Origin of the sequence: Phocaeicola sp. RTP21198st1_B8_RTP21198_201120 (assembly GCF_040929485.1) — a bacterium.
Lineage (GTDB): Bacteria > Bacteroidota > Bacteroidia > Bacteroidales > Bacteroidaceae > Phocaeicola > Phocaeicola dorei.
In genome coordinates this window covers 1,418-2,719 of sequence record NZ_JBCOCI010000185.1, presented here as the reverse complement: position 1 = coordinate 2,719, position 1,302 = coordinate 1,418, and the positions used below count along the sequence as shown (strand labels likewise).

The 1,302-nt window shown below is 45.2% G+C and carries 1 protein-coding gene and 1 pseudogene; both read left to right on the top strand.

The window, feature by feature from the left end; all coding sequences use genetic code 11:
* Nucleotides 1-679: pseudogene (locus AB5935_RS24255) on the top strand (glycosidase); the annotation flags it as partial.
* Nucleotides 676-1,302 (top strand): MFS transporter (locus tag AB5935_RS24250; protein ID WP_368327683.1); only part of this gene is annotated, 627 nt, incomplete at its 3' end. The pseudogene AB5935_RS24255 and the gene AB5935_RS24250, both read left to right, overlap by 4 nt.

The window sequence follows — 1,302 nt, the reverse complement described above, 5'->3', positions numbered from 1 at the left end:
AGCTATTGCCCGCACCAAGGATTTGAAGACTTGGGAGCGTTTGCCGGATTTGAAAACAAGAAGCCAGCAACGGAATGTGGTTCTTCATCCTGAATTTGTGGATGGAAAGTATGCGTTGTATACCCGTCCGCAAGACGGTTTTATAGATGCCGGAAGTGGCGGTGGTATCGGTTGGGCCTTGGTAGATGATATTACTTGTGCGGAAGTAAAGGAAGAGACGATAATCGACCGGCGTTATTACCATACAATTAAAGAGGTGAAAAATGGTGAAGGCCCTCATCCTATTAAGACATCGAAGGGATGGTTGCACTTGGCGCACGGTGTACGTGGGTGTGCAGCCGGTTTGCGTTATGTGCTGTATATGTATATGACTTCCTTGGAAGATCCGGCGAAAGTGATTGCTTCTCCTGCGGGCTTCTTTATGGCGCCGGAAGGAGAAGAGCGTATCGGAGATGTCTCTAATGTATTGTTTACCAATGGCTGGATAGCTGATGAAGATGGTACGGTTTTTATTTACTATGCTTCTTCTGACACCCGTATGCATGTGGCGACTTCTACAATAGATCGGTTGGTCGATTATTGTATGAATACGCCTGCGGACGGTCTTTTTACTTCTACTTCAGTGGAGACGCTGAAGAAACAGATTGATAAGAATCTGAAACTGATGCATACTTTATGATAGGGATTAGGGAAAAGATAGGCTATGGTTTCGGTGATATGGCTTCGTCCATGTTCTGGAAATTGTTTGGCTCCTATTTGATGATATTTTATACGGATGTGTTTGGCATGCCTGCAGCAGTGGTGGGCACGATGTTTCTCATCACTCGTGTTTGGGACTCGGCGTTCGACCCTATAATCGGGATTATTGCCGACCGGACGCAATCGCGGTGGGGAAAGTTTCGTCCTTATCTGTTGTATCTGGCTATTCCGTTCGCTGTGATCGGTGTGCTGACTTTTACAACTCCTGATTTCAGTGATGGGGGGAAAGTAATATATGCGTATTTTACATATTCGTTAATGATGATGGTGTATTCAGCTATCAATGTGCCTTATGCTTCGTTGTTGGGAGTGATGAGTCCGGAATCGAAAGACCGGAACATGCTTTCTACGTATCGTATGACTTTCGCTTACATCGGAAGTTTTATAGCATTACTTTTGTTCATGCCGATGGTGAATCGGTTCAGTATGGGACACGACGAGCAGCATGGTTGGATGATGAGCGTCATTGTAATTGCGGTGTTGTGTGCGTTGCTGTTTTATGGTTGCTTTGCATGGACTACTGAACGGGTAAAACCTATTAAA